The sequence below is a fragment of the Lentzea sp. NPDC005914 genome, from assembly GCF_040629405.1.
In the GTDB taxonomy this organism is placed as follows: Bacteria; Actinomycetota; Actinomycetes; order Mycobacteriales; family Pseudonocardiaceae; genus Lentzea.
The window spans coordinates 20,287-37,445 of record NZ_JBEXVQ010000040.1 but is presented as its reverse complement, the minus strand read 5'-3'; the positions used below and the strand labels follow the sequence as shown (position 1 = coordinate 37,445).

Here is a 17,159-nt window from a genome sequence, read left to right as displayed (position 1 = left end):
CACGAATCATGCACAAGCGGCGGTCGTGAACGAAAATCGCCGCACCAACGGCAGCCACTTCCGGTACGCGGAAAGATCGTCCGGCACGGCCAGATCGCCTGCGAAGCGGTCCATCTCCTGCCGCCAGTCCCGCCCTGACTCGATGGCGTCGAACAACGGGTCGCACTGCCCCGAGCGGCCGACCAGCACGGCCAGCAGCACCAGGACGACCTTGTAGTCGTGGTCGAGGAAAGCGGTGTACTCCGTGGGCGCTATCCGCGCCTTGACCAGCCGATACAGGTTCACCAGCCGCTTGGCCGACCGCGGCGTGCGCACCAGGGACGACAGCTGTTCGAGGTACAGCAGCTCCGGCCCGCTGATCCGCATGCTGCGCGGCGTCAGGTCGTACGACCCACGTGGAATCTCCGCGGGACGTACCTCGCCCTGCGTCGTGGCCACCGCCTCGGCACCCGATGTCGACGTGACGACGTTCATGTCGCCGAACTCCTCCTCGGCGAGGTCGGACACCAGCCGCCGGAACCCCGGCCCGTCCATCGGCCTCAGCGCGAACGACACCTGGAAGATCTTCTCCAGGTAGTCGACCGGGTCGTCCAGCATCTCGGTGTAGTGCTCCTTCAACGCCCGCAGCAACCACCGCGCGTCCACGCCGACGACCACCACGAACACCGGCTGCGCGAGCAACAGGTGCACCGCCTCGAGCACCTTGATCACCACGGCGGGCGGGCACCGATCGAGGTCGTCGATGTACAGCACGATCCGCTCCGGGCCTGCGGCGGAGTTCGCGAGGATCGCCGCGAACATCTCCAAGTCCTTGCGCACCAGCGACACCACGCCGAGGTGCTGCCGGTAGTCGCCGTCGCGGGTCCGCGCGTACTCGGTGACGTCCGGTGCCAGCTCGGCGATCGACCGCTCCAGCCCCTCGATCTCCTCGTCCAGCTCCGCGAGCCGCGCGTCCAGGGGGTCGTCGCGGTCCTTGAGCTCCCGGAACCACGTCACCGCCTTCGCGGCGCGGGCCAGCACCGGCGTCAGCGCGACCACCGACGCGGCCAGCGCCACCGGCCACTTCACCGAGACGAACAGCAGCCCGGCGACCACCAGCAGGCCCAGCACCAGCGTGATCACCGCCGCCTTGTCCCGCCGGACCTGCCCCCACACGAACTCGGGCACCTTCACACCGGGCACGACGAAGGTCAGATCCCCGTCGCTGAGCTGCTTCGACAGCTTGCGTCGCGCCGAGCCGAGCACCTTCTTCTGCTGGGCGGCGACGGCCATCCGTTCCAGCCGGACACTCGCCAGCTGGTCGGCCAGCAACGTCTTGTCCTTGCGCTGCGCGGCGAACTCGTCGGCGAACCGCTCCAGGTCGTGCGTCGACCCACCGGCGAGGTTGTCGAAGATGTGCGTGGCCAGCGACGCCCACAGGTCCGCCTCGACGTAGTGCCAGGCGTTGAACCGGATCTGCCGCACCGACGAGCAGTACACCGACTGATCCGCGCCGACGGACCGCCGCGCCAGGTCACCGATCCGCGCCTCCAACTGCCGCATGAAGAAGCTCTTGCCGCTGCCCCAGTTCCCGAACAGCCCGATCGACAGCGGGGGTTTGATCAGTCGCGACGCCATCAGGTCGGCGAGCATCACGACGTCCGCCTCGATCCCGAGCAGGTCGGCGCCGTCCTCGACGTCCGCCCGATAGCCCGCGTGCACCCGCAGGGGCCCGAGCTGCCGCACCTGGCTCAGGAACTCCGGCACGGTGTCCACCTCGGGCAAGCCAGGGTAGAGCCGCCGCAGCGTCTCCTTCTCGTTCTCGCTCAGATAGGTCTGCACCCGGACGACAGTCGCGTCCTGAGCCCACGACGGCAGTCCCCTGCCACCCAGCCCCGACACGAACAGGATGATCCAGCGCGGGGTGCTCGTGTCCATGTGTTCCGGCGTCGCGCTGTAGTCGTACCAGGCCACCGAGTCGGGAACGGCCGCCTGGCCGGGGTCGGGATTGATCGCGATGGGCTTGTCCGGCAGCACCCGCAGCAGTGCCTCGTACACGGCCCTTCGTGCGCCCGCTCCACCCGGCTCGGTCTCCACGAGCAGGACGCCTGGACGGCGCAGCGCGCGATCGAGTTGGGCGTCGACGTCGCGCGGCAGATAGATGCCTGGGGAGCTGCTCGGCTCCTTCAGCAGCCTCGTCCGGTCGGCGTCCCGCACCCATGGAAGATCATCAGCCACGCACTGATTCTGTCAGCGGTCGAGCTCGATCGTCTCGAAACCGCGCCCGGTGCCCAGGAACCAGGCACCTTCGGGCGGATCCAGGGGCAACGTGCCGTCCAGCAGCCCCAGGAAACCGTCGGCCACCTCGAGGACGCGGTCGTCGGTCACACGGCGCCTGGCCTCGACGGCGATCGCGTGCAGCACCCGCAGCTGCTCCGCGGAAGGCGACGGGAAGCGGGCACCGTAGTCCGACACCAGCGCCGCGACCCGCCACAGCTCGGCCAGCTCCCTCAACCACGGCTGCGCGGACTCGAGCTCGATCTGGTCGGCCAAACAGGTGAACCACTCGGAGAACGCGTCGTCCATCGCCCAGAACCCGCGGTCCCCCACGGACACCATCGTCGTCATGCCCACCGGCGAAGAGTACGGCCCGCCACCGAAGTGACGGGCCGTCTCACCTACGGATAGCTGACAACATTCACCGGAACGGTGCCCGGTGGCGTCACAGCACCCACGTCGTTCACCACGTGCGTGATCGTCCCGGCGTAGTTGAGCGACACCGTCAGCAGGTTGTGCATCCTCACGCCGGACCGGTTGGGCACCTCGAACGCGTGCTCGGCCCGCACCGACGGGTTGACGTTGAAGTAGCAGTAGCTGCCGAGCCCCCACGCCTCGTGCGTGGTGACGTTGTCGCCGACCTTGTAGGCCGCGTACCCGGTCACCCCGTTGGGAGCCATCCACGAGGCCTGGTTCGGCACGTCGTAGGGCATCTCGTTCTGGAAGAAGATCGTCTTCCCGCCCTGTCCGTTCCAGATCACCTGGTACTTCTGGTAGTGCTCGACGAACAACCCGGTGGCCAGCACGTTGTTGCCGTTCACGACCACGCCCGTGTCACCGACGGCCTCGGTCCAGCCGAACGTGCCGGCGTTGCCGTGGTCAGCACGCCACGCCCACGTGTGGTCGATGATCGTGTTGTTGCTGTTGATGACAAGGCTGTTGGTCGCCTTGCCCGCAACCGCACCACCGACCCGGAAGAACACGTCCTGCAACGTCGTCGGGTTGCCCGCGTGCGACGCCGAGGACCCCGACGGGCCCACGGTCAGCAGCGCGGATGACCTGATCGTCCCCGCGTCGAACAGGATGCCCTTGATCCGCACGCCGTCGACGTCCGCGACCTGCATCGCGTTGACCCCGTTGTCCGGCACGATCGTCGCGTACCCGCTCCCGAGCACGACGGTGTCCGGTCGCGTGATGTTGATCGTCTGGTTCACGTGGTAGATGCCCGGCGTGAAGTACAGGTTGCACCCGCTCGCCAGCGCCGCGTTGATCGTGGACGCGGTGTCCCCGCCCTTCACGACGTAGAACTGGCTCATCGGCAACGAGCTGCCCGGCGTGCCACCGTTGATCCACGACGCACCGGAAGCGTTGGTGCGCAAGGAAGGCAGGAACACCCGGTACTTGCCGCCCTCGAAGTAGAGGTAGGGAACGTCCCGCGACACCGGCGTGGTCGCCAATGTCGTCTCGGGCGGCGACGGGAACGTGTTGGCCGGTGCGCCCGGAGTCCCGGAGAACACCATGTTCCACACACCGCCATTCCAACTGCCGTAGTTGGAATCGCGCGTGTACCACTGCTGTTGCGAGATCGACGCCGTCTGCCCCGACACCCGCGTATCAGCCGTGTAGCCACCACTGGCGAACCCGTAGGAAGCCGGGTACAGCGCCAAGTTGCCACGGACGTCCATGCGGCGGAACGGTGCCGCCTGCGCGACGGCCCACCGGTTGGTGCCGCTGCTCGGGTTGACCGCCATGTTCTCGGCCGACCGCCAGAAGTTCTGCAGCGCAACACCCTTGTCCGACTCGTTGAACGCGTCGACCGTGATGTCGCCGTTGATCACGACGTCGCCGGGGTTGCGCCCAAGGCCCGAAACCGACGTGTAGAAGCCGACGTCGTCGTGGACGTTGTACGTACCGGGCTTGAACAGGTGCGCGACCCGGCGCGGCGCCATCTGCGCCGTCAACGTGTCTTTCTGCATGGTGAAGTCCGCGTCGAGCTGTGACTGGATGCTCGCGGCGGACATCGACGGGTCGAAGATGCGCGTGTTCGGTCCGAAGTTGGGCGTGTCGGACTGCACGCAACCCTGCTGCGTCCCGATCGTGTAGGTAGCACTGCCCACCGACGAGTTCGCCAGCCCGGCCTTGATGCCGATCGCGTTGATCGTCCGGCTCGTCGGCACGGAGATCGGCCCGGTGTAGAGCGGAGAACTGGCGGTCGGCGTCGAACCGTCCACTGTGTACCGGATCGAAGCACCGGCGGTGGCGGACGTGATCGTCACGGTCTGCGCCGACGTGTAAGCCCCGCCCGGTGGACTGAATCCGGGCGTGGCAACAGGCGCCTGCGTGCTGCCGTGCGTGTAGGTGAAGTGCGGCGTGTCGTACTGAGGACCGCTCTTCTCGTAGGTGAACCAGTATTCGATCACCGTTCCCGATGACAGCCCACCGACGGTCTTCTGCCAAACACCGCCGTTGTTGGTCATGCGGAAGTTCTGCTGCGAAACGTTGGTGATCAAATAGTGCACGTCGACGTACAGCGCAGGGGTCGTCGGCGTGAAGTCGATCCTTGCCTGAGTGGCGTCCAGCGCCGTCACGTTCTGCGTGTAGTCCTCGGCCGCGGAAGCGGCGGTGGACGACGCCAATGACGACAGGGCAATCGCTGCGGCGGCCAGTCCGGCCAGCCATCTCATCTTTGAGAGCGCTCTCACACCTGGGAACGGTAAGCGCGAAAGACGTCAAAAGACAAGCGACGTTTTCACCCGAACGAGCCCGTACCTTGGACCGAAAACAACCCATAGCGTTTTTGGCCATGACCCAAGCGACTTCCACCGCGTACAGCCGGGATCTCGGCGACGAGCTGCGGCTCCTACGTGAGCGCTTCTCGACTCTCAACGGCCGCAAGTTCGCCATCCAGCTTGGATGGGATCCAAGCAAGGTCTCGAACATCGAGAACGGCAAGGCGCGCGCGAGCGAGATCGACCTCGCGCAGTACCTTACCGCGTGCGGCATGGACATAGATTTCTTTGATGACTTCAAGCGCCGTTACTACAACGCGTTCGATCTCGTCTGCGCCCAGCCGCTGACCAGCATCCGCACGCTCGCGATGGCCGAGACGACGGCCTCGAAGATCACCAGCTACGAAGTGACGGCACACCCCGCGTTGCTGCAGACGAAGCAGTACACGCGCGAACTGCTGACAGAAGCCGGAATCCACGCACCGGAGGACATCGAGCGGTTGGTCGAGGCACGCGTCGATCGGCAGACGGTGCTGCGCCGGCCGTTCCGCCCGGAGTGCCTGTTCTACATTCACGAGCTCGCGTTGCAGCAACGGGTGGCCAACGCCCAGGCCATGGAGGACCAGTACCTCCGCCTGCTGTGCAACACGAACATCATCCGGATCGTGCCGCTGGACGTCGGGACCGCTTCCCTGGAGACGAAGTTCGCCCTGTACGAGTTCGACAAGGCCGCCCCGATCGTCTTCAGCGAGACCAACCTGGTGCAGGTCTTCGCCCAGGACGACGCGGTCGTCAAGCGGTGCAGGGACCTGTTCGAGCGACTGGCGGCCGTCGCCCTGGACGAGGAACAGTCGAAGAACAAGCTTGTGGAGTACCTCAGCGCGCTTCGAGAGGGTCGGCTCGGTTCTCGTTGAGGTAGTTGTAGATCGTGTAGCGGGTGACCTCCAGGACACCCGCTAGATGATCGACGGAGTCGCGGATCAGGAAGAACCCGGCTTCGTCGAGCACCCGCACGACCTGCGACTTGTGCACCTTCTTCATGAGCTCGACCGGGATGCCGACGTCGGCGATCGCCTTCTCCACCAGCACCCGCTGGAGCGTGTCCACGTCCTGCGGGAACGACTCGACCGGACCGGAAGCCTCGTGCGCAGCCAGTTTGTTGACGCACAGGCACCCCACGGCCACGCCGGCCGCGTCGCGCACGAACGTCGTCGACGACCAGATCGCCCGCCCGTCCGGCGCGTAGGTCTCGTAGCCCGGCATGTCCGTGGTGGTGCCGCGCCGGACCAGCCCCAGCAACAGGTCCGTCATCGGGCCGCCCACCTGGCGTCCGGTCAGCGACCCGGCGATCGCGATGATCGAGTTGGGCAGCCGGGACAGGTCGTGCACCACGACCTCGGTGTCCGGTCCCAGGGCCGAGGCCAGGCTGTCGACCGTCGGCACCAGCGCCGACAACGCCGCCGGCACCGGCGAGCTCGCCGTCCCCGACAACGACTTCAGAGCCGCGCGCACACGTTCCAGCGTGCCGCGCGAGGTCGTGACGTGCGGCGACAACCGGACGTGCTCAGGCCTGACCGTGGCCGTGACTCCGAAGGCGTTCAACGCCTCTCCGACCTTGGGAGCCGCCTCGGGCATGGTGAACGCCAGGATCCCGGAGCGGCGCTCACGAGCCGACACGACCTTGCCGCCGCACGACAGCACGATCTCCTCCAGCTCGGCGACCACCTCCGCAACAGCCGCGTCGAGCTCGGAAACTCCTGCGAGTTCAACGAGTTCGAGGGCCTCCGCGAACGCGCCCGACACCACCGGAGAGAGGTTCGTGATGTTCCAGGAGGCGGCGTCCGGTGCGGCGTCGTGCACGGAGTTGTCGAACAGCCCGGCGTCGACTGCGCCCGTCCATCCGGACAGCACGGGCTTCAGCCGTTCCAGCGCCCGGTCCGACAGCACGACGAAGCCCGTGCTCCACCCGGCCCGCAGCCACTTCTGCCCGCCGACCACGAGCACGTCGGCGAGCTCCCAGGGCTCGTCGACGACCCCGAATCCTTGGCTGCCGTCCACGATCAGCAGCCGGTCGCCGATGACCTCGCGCAAGGTCGCCAGATCGGCGCGGTAGCCGGTGCGGAAGTCCACAGCGGACACTGACAGCGCGGAAACCTCAGGCGTCAGACGAGTCGCGACGGCAGCAGGTGCCACCGGACCGTCGAAAACGATCGACGGCAGCCCGGCCCGCACCCACGGATAGGTGTTGGACGGGAATTCCGAGGCCGAGTACATGACCGTCCCGGACAGCCCGAAAGCCGCCTGGAACAGGCCGATCGACGTGTTCGGGACGAGCGCCACGTGATCGGTGTCCGAGCGGCACAACCGGGCAACGGCGGCCTTCACCCGTTGTTCCTCACGCATCAGCGTGTCCACTGTGGACGGACCGGCGAGCGAGGCCTGTTCCATCAGGCGCGAGGTGGCCGTCACCACCGGGATCGACGGCGGGCCGAAGCGGGCGAAGTCGAGGTACCCCTCCGGTTCGCGGAACTGGGCGAGGTACGAGGCGTCGATCAACTTAGAGCACCTTTGCGAGGAACTGTTGCGTGCGCGGCTGCTGAGGATTGTCCAGCACGTCGGCCGGTGTGCCGCTCTCCACGACGGCGCCGTCGACGAGGAACACCACGCGGTCGGCGACCGAGCGGGCGAAGCCGATCTCGTGAGTGACCACGATCATCGTCATGCCGTCGCGAGCCAGCGAGGTCATGACGTCGAGCACCTCGCCGACCAGCTCCGGGTCCAACGCGGACGTGGGCTCGTCGAACAGCATCAGCTTGGGCTTCATCGCCAGAGCGCGCGCGATCGCAACACGTTGCTGCTGGCCGCCTGACAGTTGCGCCGGATACGAGCCCGCCTTCTCCAGCAGCCCGACCCGGTCGAGCAGCGCCAGAGCCTCCTCGCGCACCTCGTTCCGGTGGCGGCCAAGGACCTGGATCGGGCCCTCCATGACGTTCTCCAGCGCCGTGCGGTGCGGGAACAGGTTGAAGCGCTGGAACACCATGCCGACGTCGCGGCGCTGGTGGGCTGCCTCGCGTTCGCGCAGTTCGTAGAGCTTTCCGTGCGCCGACCGGAACCCGACCGGGACGCCGTCGACCCAGATCCGGCCGGCGTCGATGGTCTCCAGGTGGTTCACGCAGCGCAGGAACGTGGACTTGCCCGCGCCGGACGGCCCGAGCAGGCAGACGACCTCGCCGCGGTCGACCTCCATGTCGATGCCCTTGAGCACTTCGGTGTGGCCGAACGACTTGCGGACCCCAACCGCCTCAACGAGGGCCATAAGCACGCTCCAGGTAGTGCTGCCCGATCGACGCGAGGGACACCATCACGAGGTACCAGGCCGCGGCGGCGAACAGGGTTTCCATGATCTCCAGGTTGCGCGAGGAGATGTTGTTCGCGGCGTGGATCAGCTCCAGGAAGGCGATCACCGACGCCATCGAGGTGCCCTTGATCATGTTGATGAAGTTGTTGCCGGTCGGCGGGATGATCACGCGCATCGCCTGGGGCAGAACGACTCTCCTGAGCGTCGTCATGGGCGTCATGCCGATCGACTTGGCGGCCTCGGTCTGTCCCTCGTCCACGCTGCTCAGGCCCGCGCGGACGATCTCGGCCATGTAGGCGCTCTCGTTGAGCCCCAAGCCGAGCAGTGCCGCGACGAACGCGGTCATGACCACGTTCGTCGGCACGGTGAAGAGCATCGGGACGCTGATGTTCTTGAACACCAGGGCGAGGTTGAACCAGATCAGGATCTGCAGCAGCACCGGCAGGCCGCGGAACAGCCAGATGTAGCCGACGGCGAACCACCGCGCGACGGGGTTGGCCGACAGCCGCATCAGCGCGACGACGACGCCGAGGACGATCGCGCCGCCCTGGGCAGCGAGGGCGAGCACGAGGGTGTTGAGCAGGCCTTCGAGCATCACGGGGTGCGTGAAGAACCCCGGCACGTCCTCCCACTGGATCTGCGCCTCGGCCATCGCCCAGCCGAGGCCCGCGATGATCAGGAGGATGACCGCGCCGCTGATCCACCGCCCGGGGTGGCGCAGCGGCACGACCTCCAGGTCCGGTGCCTGATCGCGGGACAGAAGATCACTTGCCATTGATCGCGGCCTTGGTGATCGCACCCTGCTTGATGTCCCAGGTCGTGAGGATCTTGGTGTACGTGCCGTCGTCGATCAGCGACTGCAGCGCGCCCTTGATCGCCTCGCTGAGCTTGGCGTTCTCCTTGTTGACGCCGATGCCGTACGGGCCGCCGTTGATCGGGGCGAGCGGGACGACCTCGAAGTAGCCGCCGTCACCCGCGGTCTTCGCGACGTAGACGGCGGTCGGCAGGTCGTTGAGGATCGCCGCGACCCGGCCGGTGCGCAGCTGGTTCTGGTTGCCGGTGTCGCTGTCGGTGACGCTGAGCTGGACCTCGGGGTTGCCCTGCGCTTTGCACTTCTCGCTCTGTTCCTTGCCGAACTGCTCCTGGGAGCTGCCCAGGTTCACCGCGATGCCCTTGCCGCACAGGTCGTCCGGTCCCTTGACTTGGGCCGGGTTCCCCTTCTGCACCATGATCGTGATGCCGGAGGTGAAGTAGTCGACGAAGTCGATCTTCTGCTGACGCTCGGCGGTGTCGTTCATCGCCGCCATCGTGACGTCGACGCGCTTGGTCTCAAGGCTGGTGATCAGCGAGCTGAACGCCATGTCGCTGTGCTCGGCCTGCAGCCCGAGCTTGGCCGCGATCGCCTTGATCAGGTCGACCTCCGACCCCATCGGCGTCTTGCCGTCCTGGTCGTAGAAGTTGTTGGGCGGGTTCTGGATGTTCGACCCGACCTTGAGCTTCCCGCTCGACGCGATCTCGGCGGGCACCAGCGCGGCGAGCTTGTCGTCCTTCTTGACACTCGAGAGGTCCGACGACGGCGGGGTGCTCGTCTGCGTGGTGTCAGACGTGCCTCCGCAGGCAGCAAGCGTTGCGACGAGCAACGAGGTCACGAGCAGGCGCGGCATCATGGCGGGCACCGTACAACGCGCAGTTGAACACGTCCACAAAAAGTTGAAGCACCCCCCTACGGCCACCCCTGCCCACCCCCTACGCGGTGGCGCGCCGGGCGTCGTCTCGACACGGGTTGTCCGGGCGAATTCATCTCCGCATGCTCAATTCTTCGAGATGTGGACCCGTGCGCAAAGGGAGGCCGGCGATGGCGATGCCGATACCGTCCGCTCATTCCTGCCCGGACACCGACGTCCTGGTGACAGGCCGCGGCGCCGCCGCGTGGGCGCTCTCCATTCTGCTGGCCCAGCGAGGCTGGCTGGTCACGCTGGCCGATCCTTCCGCGGGTTCCGACGAGTTTCCCCGGGTCGTCGGCCTCGACTCGGCCGTGGTGCGCGTGCTCTCCCGCTGCGGAATCGGACGTGTGCTGGCGGGAATCGGCGTCCCCGGCACCGAACTGGAATTCAGCAGCTCAGTTCTTCGATTCCACCGCGGCCCGTTCACGATGTTCCACCAGTCAGGCTTGGAATCCGCACTGGAGGCGCGCGCCTCCCGCCTGCCGAACCTGCAGATCGTCCGCGGGCGTGCCACGTCCCTGCTCGTCGATCACGGCCACTACGCCGAGTCCGTGATCGGCGATGAGCCCCTGACGTCGTCCTGGATCGTGAGCTGCGACGGCCGGCACAACTTCCACGGCCGGCTGGACGGCTGGCGCTCCGGCCGGATCCTGCTGCCCGTCCGAGCCAGCCTGCTCGACGTCTCGACGCTGTCCTGGCAGCTTGACCTGGTACTCCGCGACCGCGCCCACGACTCGCTGCTCGACAGCTTCCCGATCGACGGCCCGCTCCTGCCGTCCGCGACCGTGCAGTCCCCGGACGCCCGCGGCCCGCTCGACGACGTGCTCGGCGGCGGCTTCGTCCTGCTGACACTGGACGACGTGCGCGGATCACTAGGCCCCGCGCGGCGTGCGTTCCTGGCTGACATCAACACCAGGGTGGCGCGGGTTCTCCCGGCCGGTTCGCCGCCGCAATCGGGTGCCGTCGTCGACACCGAGAACGTGTACGGCCCATTCCTGACGTCGTCCGGCGCGATCGCCGCCCTGATCCGCCCGGACCACTACGTCTTCGGCGTTGCCCACACGTCGTCCGAGTTGCCGAAACTCGTTGACGACCTGCGCACGCAATTGTTCCACCCCCGGCCGATGCGTTAGGCCGTTGGAGTGAATCACACTCTTTCAAGTGACCTTCACTGCACGTTTATGACGTGGCAAGCACGTGAAGTTGATCGGACGAACCACCCAACTAGAACTCCTCGGCACCCTGCTGGGCCACACCCTTTCCGGAAATGGACAGGTCGCCTTGGTGACCGGCCCGGTGGGAACCGGCAAGACCGAGCTGGTTCACACTTTTGCCGAAATAGCGTCAGCCACCGGCATGCGCCACCACACGGCCACCTGCACCCCGTCCGAACAGGGTTTGCCCCTGGGCGTCCTGTCCCAGCTCCTGCCCGTGTCACCCGGCCGCGCCTCCTTGGACCCGGTCCAACTCCACAACCTCTCAACCCAGCTCATCGCCTCCTCCGAACCGTTGCTCATCACCGTCGACGACATCCAGCACGCCGACCCTCTCTCGCTGGACTGCCTCTTCTACGTGGCCCGCCGTGTGTCCGGCACGCGCGTGCTGCTGCTGTTGACCGAAGCCGACGGCCCCGCCTACGTGCACACGCCCCTCTCGCGCGAACGCCACTGCCACCGCCTGCGCGTGGCTTCCTTCAACCTCCCGGAAACCGCCCTGCTGGCCGGCACCCGCGCCGCCGAGGTGCACCACCTGACCGGCGGCAACCCGCTGCTGGTCCACGCGGTCCTGGATGCCGCGTCTCTGCGCGAGGACCTCCTGGCCTGCGTGCACCGCAGCCACCCGTCGGTCCGGACTCTGGCTCTGGCCCTGGCCGCGCTGACCAACTCCGATCCGGCCAACCCCGACCGGGCCAGCTCCGACCTGGTCAGCGACCTGTCCGGCCTGGACCCGGCCGCCGTCCCGCGCGTGCTGGCCACGATGGAAGCCTCGGGCCTGGTCCTGGACGGCTCGTTCCGCCACCCGGCCACCACCGGCTACCTGCTCGACTCGCTCCCCCGCCACGAACGCGGCGACCTGCACCTGCGCGCCGCCCGCCTGCTGCACGACCGTGGCACGCCGGCTTCTTCTGTCGCCCCGCACTTGCTGTCGGCGGACCGCCCGCTCGCGGCCTGGGCGGCCCCGGTCCTGTCGGAAGCCGCCGATGTCGCTCTGCAGGACGGCGCCGCTTCCTCGGCCGCCCGCTATCTGGAGCTGGCCACCCGCACCGCCACCGACGACGCCGGCCGGGCATCGGCCCGTTCGCGCCTCGCTTCGGTGGAGTGGCACGACTGCCCGCTCACCGCGGCCCGGCACGTCCCGGCGTTGATGGCCGCGTCCCGCTCGGGGTTGCTCGACCCGCTGCAGGAGCTGTCACTGGTGCGGTTGCTGCTGTGGCACGGCCGGACCGCCGATGCCTCGACGGTGCTGGACCGGATCGCCAACACCTCCGCAAAGCTCGATCGAGTCGCTGGCACTTCCGCAGGACTCGGCTGGATCACCGACGACTCCGCCGGGCTTGACCGAGTCGCCGGCACTTCCACTGCACCAAGTCGCGTGCCGTCGACAGGCCTGCTGCGCTCATGGCTCTACTGCCACCTGCCGGGCCACGCATGCGCCCACCTGCCGGGCCACACGCGCGCCCACCTGCCGGGCCACGCACGCGCTATGGCCGCACACCACACACACGACTCCAACCGGGTACCCCCAATTTCAATTCTAGGAAGCGGGTCCGACATCGCCGGGCTCCCTGCGGCGCCGACCCCAGGCGGGCCGCCCCCGGACCAGCCGACCCCGGACCAGCCGATCCCAGGAGCGTCGACCCCGAGCGCGCCGACCCCAGACGCGTCGACCCCAAGCCCGCCAATCCCGAGCGCGTCGACCCCAAGCGCACCAACCCCAAGCGCACCAACCCCAAGCGCACCAACCCCAAGCGCACCAACCCCAAGCGCACCAACCCCAAGCCCGCCAATCCCGAGCGCACCAATCCCGAGCGCACCGATCCCGAGCGCACCAATCCCGAGCGCACCGATCCCGGGCGGGCCGAGCGGGCGCGAGTCCGAGCCGTGGGCCCGAGCCGCGACAGCCCTCGAGGCGGTCCTCCGAGGCTCCCGAGACGTCACCATCGCCGAAGAGCTCCTCCAAGCCACCCGAGCCACCAGCGTCTCCGACTACCCGATCACCGCCCTGACCGCCCTCGTCTACGCGGGCGCCCTCGACACCGCAGCCGACTGGTGCAGCCGGCTCCTCGACATCAACCACCGCTCCACAACCCTGCGAGCCATGCTCCTGTCGGTCCAAGCCGAGATCAGCCTCCGCAAAGGCGACCTCACCAGCGCCACAACCCAGTCCGCCAACGCCCTGACAACGATGTCAAGGCAGGCCTGGGGCCCAGCCATCGGCCACCCCCTCGGCACCGCCCTCCTCGCCGCCACCAGGGCAGGCGACCACCACGAAGCCGCCCAGCTCGCCGAGATCCCCACGCCACAAGCCATGCACGAGACCAGGGCAGGCGTGCACTACACGTTCGCGAGAGGCCACCACCACCTGGCGGCGAACAGGAACCACGCGGCGCTCAGCGACTTCCTGGTCATAGGCGAGACGCTGAGAAACTGGCAGATGCAGGACATCGTCCAGTGGCGAGCCGGCGCAGCAGAGGCGTGGCTCAACCAGGGCAACAAGGCGCAAGCGAGAGCCCTGCTCACCACGCCACGCAACGGGCACGAGCTGAGGCTGAGAGCCGCCTGCGAGGAGAAACGGCACCGCCCAGCCCTGCTCCTCGAAGCCGCAACGAATCAGCAGGACCAGTACGAGCTCGCCAGGACCCTCGAAGACCTGAGCCGAGCGTGGCAGGCGGTGGGCGAGCACCGCAGAGCGCGCATGACGGCGAGGCGGGCCGCCCACCTGACGCAGAAGACCAGCACGCCGCACGAGTTGTCCGAGGCCGAGCGCAAGGTGGCGAAACTCGCCGCGCAGGGGCACACGAACCGGGAGATCGCGGACCGGTTGTTCATCACCGCGAGCACGGTCGAACAGCACCTGACCCGCGTGTATCGCAAGCTCAACGTCAAATACCGCACCGACCTGCCCGCGGACGTAGCGGGGTGACCGGGGGCACGCCGGGGAATTCCGGACGGCAGATGACCGTTGAACCCATCAGACGCTGAAACAACGAGGAGGACCCCAATGGCGACGGTCGAGCTGACCACCGAGAACTTCGACGACGTGGTCGGCGGGTCCGGCATCGTTCTGGTCGACTTCTGGGCCGAGTGGTGTGGCCCGTGCAAGGCGTTCGGGCCCACGTTCGAGGCCGCGTCGGAGAAGAACGAGGACCTGGTGTTCGGCAAGGTCGACACGGAGGCGCAGCAGGAGCTGGCGGCCACGTTCGGCATCCGCAGCATCCCGACGCTGATGATCGTGCGCGAGGGTGTCGTGCTGTTCTCGCAGCCGGGTGCGCTGCCGGGGAACGCGCTGGACAGCCTGATCCAGCAGGCGCGTGACGTGGACATGGAAGAGGTCCACGCGAAGGTCAAGGAAGCACAGCAGGGCTGATTGGCAAAACCGGGCTGTGGGTACCTGACGTGCATGAACACCGACACGTCGACCGCACAGCTGGTGAGCCAGCTGTCCGAGCAGGTGAGCAGGCTCGCGCGCGACGAGATTCGTCTCGCGGTCGCTGAGCTCAAGGACAAGGGCAAGCACGCCGGTGTCGGCGCCGGGATGTTCGGCGCGGCCGGCGTGTTCGCGTGGTGGGGTGGGCTCAGCGTCGTCGCGGGCATCATCCTCGCCCTCAGTCTCGTAGTACCTCCGTGGGCGGCCGCACTGATCGTCGCGGCCGCCCTTTTGCTCGTCGCGGGCATCGCGGCGCTCATGGGACGCAGCCAGGTCCGGCGGGCCGCGCCGCCGTTGCAGGTGGTGGAGAACGTCCAGCAGGACATCGCGACGATCAAGGAGCACGCGCACCGATGAGCGATCCGAGGGAAGAGCTGCAGCGCGACGTCGAACGCACCCGGCGTGAGCTGGGCGAGACCGTGGAAGCGTTGGCGCACAAGGTCGACGTGCCCGGTCGCGTCAAGGAGCAGGCGCACGAGACCAAGGTCAGGATGACCGTCGCCACCAACGAGGCGATCGACTCGCTGCCCGAGCCGGTGGCCGCGCAGGTCGAGAAGGCTCGCCGGCATCCCGCCGCGATCGCGGCGGTGCTCATCACGCTGGTGCTCGTGATCTGGAAAATTTCCAGGAGGAATGGATGAAGTTCCTGTACCGCCCACTGGGAATGTTGCTCGGCGCGTTGGGAGGGTTCCTCGCAACCGCGATCTTTGGTCAAGTGTGGAAAGTCGTGGCGGGTGACGAAGAAGCACCCAGCGCGACGATGCGGAACCGCGGCTGGCGCGAGGTCCTGCTGGCCGCCGCGCTGCAGGGAGCCATCTTCGGCCTGGTGAAAGCCGCCATCGACCGCGGTGGCGCCAAGGGATTTCAGAAGCTGACGGGTAAATGGCCCGGCGACGAAGAGGATTGAGCGCCTCTGGGACCGCTCCCGCGAAACGGCCCTATCGAGACGCAAAGGTACACACCAATCGTTTCGCGACTTAATCTGGCCCGGTTGCCTGCGAAAGGGCCAGTGATGACTCGTCAGTTGCGGGCTCGCGCGCTGTCCTCGAGGTTCGAGCCGCTGTCCTCGGTTCCGGACGACCCGTCCCGCTCCCGGCTGGGCGTCGTGCGGTTCGCCGGCACGTCGTTCAACCCGGTGCTGCGCGACGGGCATCCGGAACTGACCGTGCACCTGGCCGAGGACGACCGGCGCGGTTTCGCCGAGGTCTGGACGAGCTCGCGAGGCGTCGAGTCGGGTGAGCACAAGGCGATCACTTACGCGCACGACGGCGAGTACCTGTTCTGCGCCGGCCGGATCCCCCCGTGCGACGAACACACCTACGCGGGACGGCTCGCGTTCCGGGCGGCGCTGGAGCTCGCCGGAAAGCTCGGTTACCACCACGTCTTCCGGATGTGGAACTACCTGCAGGACCTCAACCCGCAGACCTACCGCGAGTTCCTGCTGGGCCAGGCGGAGGCGTTCGCGAAACGACCGGTCACGTGGAGCGGCCTGCCCGCGGCGACGGTGGTCGGGTCACTCGGCGGCGGGATCGCGTTCCACTTCCTCGCCTGCCGCACGGGCACGCCGGTCACGCTCATCGCACCGAGCGGCGCACGCGGCGTCTACGTGCACGGCAGGCTTTTCTTCACGGCCCCCTCGCTGGACGACGCCGAGGAGCTGATGAGCGCGGCCAACCTCGCGAACTGGGGAATCGACGACGGATTCGGCCTGCACGACATCACGACCCTGAAGGCGTACGCGCGGCAACCGGGTGATCTTTCCTTGGCGCGGTTCGACTGCGACACGCGTTTGGACCGCGAGACGTGCGTGGCTTATCTGCAGGCCACGCTGCTTCAGGAAGATCGCGTCGTGGAGTTCGAGGGCGTCGCGGGCTGAGGCCTTCCGACCCCTGCGATCGCTTGAATTCTCAACTATTCTCTCCGACATGCCACAGCCAGAGGGTGCCGAACTCGACGCGATCAGGTCCAAGCGCGACGAGCTGCGCGAACAGTACGTGAAGCCGCTCGACCAGCGAGGCGGCTCGCCAACTCAGGGCGTCCACCACATCGCGTTGATCTGCAAGGACGTCGAGGAGACCATCAAGTTCTACCAGGAGTTCCTCGGCTTCCCCCTGGTGGAGCTCGTCGAGAACCGCGACTACCGCGGCTCGAGCCACTTCTTCTTCGACCTCGGCAACAAGAACCTGCTGGGGTTCTTCGACTTCCCGGGCCACGACCACCCGGCGTTCATGGAGACGATCGGCGCCGTTCAGCACCTGGCGCTGTCCATCTCGCCCGAGCGGTTCGAGGAGATCAAGGGCAAGCTGGACGACGGCGGGATCGAGTACCTGGGCCCCGACCGCGGCGTCGAGGACAGCCTGTACATCCGCGACCCCAACGGTGTAGGGATTGAGTTCTACCGGGAGGAACTCGGCGAGTTCGAGGGCACGACCCTGATCAAGTGAA

Annotated in this window: 16 protein-coding genes; 9 read left to right on the top strand and 7 right to left on the bottom strand. The window is 67.4% G+C overall.

The genetic code is table 11. The features are described from left to right. Positions 1–6: 6 nt before the first annotated feature. Genes ABZ345_RS39005 through ABZ345_RS38995 form a run of 3 tightly spaced genes read right to left on the bottom strand, consistent with a single transcriptional unit; the run spans position 7 to position 4,940 of the window. Positions 7–2,217 (bottom strand): P-loop NTPase fold protein, encoded by a 2,211-nt coding sequence (locus ABZ345_RS39005; RefSeq protein WP_359859979.1) that lies wholly within the window; start codon positions 2,215–2,217, stop codon positions 7–9. A gap of 12 nt (positions 2,218–2,229) precedes the next feature. Then, the gene (locus tag ABZ345_RS39000) at positions 2,230–2,613 is read right to left on the bottom strand and encodes a hypothetical protein (RefSeq protein ID WP_359859978.1); all 384 of its coding nucleotides are present in this window, start codon (positions 2,611–2,613) and stop codon (positions 2,230–2,232) included. Between the two features lie 44 nt (positions 2,614–2,657). Further along, complete coding sequence (locus tag ABZ345_RS38995) at positions 2,658–4,940, bottom strand: chitobiase/beta-hexosaminidase C-terminal domain-containing protein (RefSeq protein WP_359860027.1); 2,283 nt, start codon at positions 4,938–4,940, stop codon at positions 2,658–2,660. 119 nt (positions 4,941–5,059) lie between these two features. Here ABZ345_RS38995 and ABZ345_RS38990 point away from each other — a divergent pair, with 119 nt between their 5' ends. Next, positions 5,060–5,899 carry a helix-turn-helix transcriptional regulator gene (locus ABZ345_RS38990; protein ID WP_359859977.1) on the top strand — a complete coding sequence of 280 codons (840 nt, stop codon included), beginning with the start codon at positions 5,060–5,062 and terminating at the stop codon, positions 5,897–5,899. Here the strand turns inward: ABZ345_RS38990 and ABZ345_RS38985 are convergent. The 4 genes from ABZ345_RS38985 to ABZ345_RS38970 are packed head-to-tail and all read right to left on the bottom strand — an operon-like array spanning position 5,862 to position 10,010. Then, the gene (locus ABZ345_RS38985; RefSeq protein ID WP_359859976.1) at positions 5,862–7,541 is read right to left on the bottom strand and encodes an aminotransferase class V-fold PLP-dependent enzyme; all 1,680 of its coding nucleotides are present in this window, start codon (positions 7,539–7,541) and stop codon (positions 5,862–5,864) included. The two genes, ABZ345_RS38990 and ABZ345_RS38985, sit on opposite strands and share 38 nt — an antisense overlap. Before the next feature lies 1 nt (position 7,542). Continuing rightward, positions 7,543–8,307, bottom strand: a complete 765-nt coding sequence (locus ABZ345_RS38980) for an amino acid ABC transporter ATP-binding protein (RefSeq protein ID WP_359859975.1) — start codon at positions 8,305–8,307, stop codon at positions 7,543–7,545. Next, a complete protein-coding gene (locus ABZ345_RS38975; RefSeq protein WP_359859974.1) occupies positions 8,288–9,118 on the bottom strand; it encodes an amino acid ABC transporter permease in 831 nt (276 codons plus the stop codon). The genes ABZ345_RS38980 and ABZ345_RS38975 overlap by 20 nt, the downstream gene beginning before the upstream one ends. Then, positions 9,108–10,010 (bottom strand): ABC transporter substrate-binding protein, encoded by a 903-nt coding sequence (locus ABZ345_RS38970; RefSeq protein ID WP_359859973.1) that lies wholly within the window; start codon positions 10,008–10,010, stop codon positions 9,108–9,110. The genes ABZ345_RS38975 and ABZ345_RS38970 overlap by 11 nt, the downstream gene beginning before the upstream one ends. 188 nt (positions 10,011–10,198) lie before the next feature. Here ABZ345_RS38970 and ABZ345_RS38965 point away from each other — a divergent pair, with 188 nt between their 5' ends. From ABZ345_RS38965 to ABZ345_RS38930, 8 genes are all read left to right on the top strand, one after another. Next, on the top strand, positions 10,199–11,200 hold the full coding sequence (locus ABZ345_RS38965) for an FAD-dependent monooxygenase (protein WP_359859972.1): 1,002 nt from the start codon (positions 10,199–10,201) through the stop codon (positions 11,198–11,200). Between the two features lie 64 nt (positions 11,201–11,264). Continuing rightward, positions 11,265–14,210: a LuxR C-terminal-related transcriptional regulator gene (locus tag ABZ345_RS38960; RefSeq protein ID WP_359859971.1), complete on the top strand. Its 2,946-nt coding sequence runs from the start codon at positions 11,265–11,267 to the stop codon at positions 14,208–14,210. A 78-nt stretch (positions 14,211–14,288) separates the two neighbouring features. Continuing rightward, on the top strand, positions 14,289–14,654 hold the full coding sequence (gene trxA, locus ABZ345_RS38955; RefSeq protein WP_045317241.1) for a thioredoxin: 366 nt from the start codon (positions 14,289–14,291) through the stop codon (positions 14,652–14,654). A 33-nt stretch (positions 14,655–14,687) separates the two neighbouring features. Continuing rightward, complete coding sequence (locus tag ABZ345_RS38950; RefSeq protein ID WP_359859970.1) at positions 14,688–15,071, top strand: phage holin family protein; 384 nt, start codon at positions 14,688–14,690, stop codon at positions 15,069–15,071. Continuing rightward, positions 15,068–15,355 (top strand): DUF3618 domain-containing protein, encoded by a 288-nt coding sequence (locus ABZ345_RS38945; protein WP_359859969.1) that lies wholly within the window; start codon positions 15,068–15,070, stop codon positions 15,353–15,355. Before ABZ345_RS38950 ends, ABZ345_RS38945 begins: the two co-directional genes overlap by 4 nt. Further along, positions 15,352–15,621 carry a DUF4235 domain-containing protein gene (locus ABZ345_RS38940; RefSeq protein ID WP_359859968.1) on the top strand — a complete coding sequence of 90 codons (270 nt, stop codon included), beginning with the start codon at positions 15,352–15,354 and terminating at the stop codon, positions 15,619–15,621. Before ABZ345_RS38945 ends, ABZ345_RS38940 begins: the two co-directional genes overlap by 4 nt. 105 nt (positions 15,622–15,726) lie before the next feature. Beyond that, positions 15,727–16,590: a hypothetical protein gene (locus ABZ345_RS38935; protein ID WP_359859967.1), complete on the top strand. Its 864-nt coding sequence runs from the start codon at positions 15,727–15,729 to the stop codon at positions 16,588–16,590. A gap of 49 nt (positions 16,591–16,639) precedes the next feature. Further along, positions 16,640–17,158 carry a VOC family protein gene (locus tag ABZ345_RS38930; RefSeq protein ID WP_359859966.1) on the top strand — a complete coding sequence of 173 codons (519 nt, stop codon included), beginning with the start codon at positions 16,640–16,642 and terminating at the stop codon, positions 17,156–17,158. The last annotated feature ends 1 nt before the right edge of the window (position 17,159 follow it).